This window comes from Microcoleus sp. PH2017_34_RAT_O_A (assembly GCF_020737885.1).
In the GTDB taxonomy this organism is placed as follows: domain Bacteria; phylum Cyanobacteriota; class Cyanobacteriia; order Cyanobacteriales; family Microcoleaceae; genus Microcoleus.
Genome location: NZ_JAEQDD010000203.1, coordinates 1 through 1,448 on the forward strand (window position 1 = coordinate 1; position 1,448 = coordinate 1,448).

The 1,448-nt window shown below is 45.6% G+C and carries 2 protein-coding genes; one reads left to right on the forward strand and one right to left on the reverse strand.

The features are described 5' to 3' along the window. The first annotated feature begins 98 nt into the window (after positions 1–98). Positions 99–224, forward strand: a complete 126-nt coding sequence (locus JGK11_RS32700) for a hypothetical protein (protein ID WP_293192257.1) — start codon at positions 99–101, stop codon at positions 222–224. Positions 225–451: 227 nt separating this feature from the next. Here the strand turns inward: JGK11_RS32700 and JGK11_RS32705 are convergent, their stop codons facing one another. Beyond that, positions 452–1,345 (reverse strand): cation diffusion facilitator family transporter, encoded by an 894-nt coding sequence (locus tag JGK11_RS32705; protein WP_293214508.1) that lies wholly within the window; start codon positions 1,343–1,345, stop codon positions 452–454. Between the last annotated feature and the right edge of the window lie 103 nt (positions 1,346–1,448).

Below are 1,448 nucleotides of genomic sequence, written 5' to 3' on the forward strand. Positions count from 1 at the left end.
ACCTTAAATGTACGCGGAGACAGAGTAAGACTATGAAAGGTAGCATCAGTCGATGAGGCGTAAAGAATCCCCGCGCGTTTACGCCGGGGAGTATGTCAATGAGAGATTACTACCCGCTGAGGTGGTTGGGAGCTTTGGGAGCGCAAGTCGAAATTCTGGTACCTTGGGACTTGCGAGAGAAAATAGCTGTAGAAATCCAAAATACTGGCAACTTATACCTATAGTCTTTTGCCCGATAATTATTAAAGCTATTGTGGAAAACTTGCATATTTCTGTGGAAAACCCCCTTTTTCCTGTGGAAAACCACAACTAAACGAAGTGCGATTGCTCTCACCAGATTGATAGGATTTAAAAAATTGGAGGAATTGCGATCGCCTTTCATCGCCTTCCTCCTTTATCACTCAACCTGCTTTTTACTGGAAATACAGCCTAAATCTTTCTTGCTTCATCCTTACCTCTTGCTGATTCCTTCTTCCCTCTCTTGCGCCTCGTAGCTAATTTGGTCGGAATGGTAAGCAGGCGGCTCAACGTGAATTAAGATGCGTACAGGGCTGAAACGTTCTTCCAAACGGGCTTCAACTTCTTCTGTGATCCGGTGAGCAGTTTCTACATCGACAGCATTGACAATCATGTGCATATCAATAAACACTTGACGCCCGATCAGCCCGCGAGAGGCGATCGAGTGACAATTAACAACTCCGGGCACATCCATGGCAATTGCTTGGATGACTTCCGGTGCGATCGCCATTTCATCCACCAACCAAGGCAAATTTTCCGTTAAAACTTTCCAACCGCTGTGAAATACCAAAAGAGCCACTGGAAAAGACAAAAACACGTCCAGGGATTGCAATTGAGGTATCTTGAAAATCTGACCTTGCCAAACACCAATCAACCCGCCGATGACCATAATTGTCACCCAAACATCGCTCATCGTGTGTTGGGCGTCAGCCACCAAAATCGCGCTACCGAGACGTTTGCCAACTCTGCGCTCGTAAAAAGTTACAAAAATATTAATCCCCAGTACCAGCAGCAAAATCCACAGTTCATTTGGGGATATTTTGACAGCTTTACCGCCGTGTAGCAGCCTTTCGACAGCACCGCTGAGAATTTCAAAACAGGCAATTCCCAGAAAAACTGCAATTCCCAGAGCTCCGAGAGCGTCAAATTTCTGGTGTCCGTAGGGATGATCGCGATCGGGTTGCGGATTGGCATAATGATTAGTTACCAATCCTAAAATATTATTAGCGCTGTCCGTGACGCTGTGCAAGGCATCTGCCAGCAAACTCAAGGAACCAGTCAGCCATCCCACGCCTGCTTTAATTGCCATCACTAGCAAGTTTAGCAATAAGGGGACTTCCAAAAAATAAATCGTCCCGGACTGAATGAACTAAACTGAAGCCATGTTGAAACTTACAGACTCACTCAAAGTGTTATTTAAAGAGACAGCC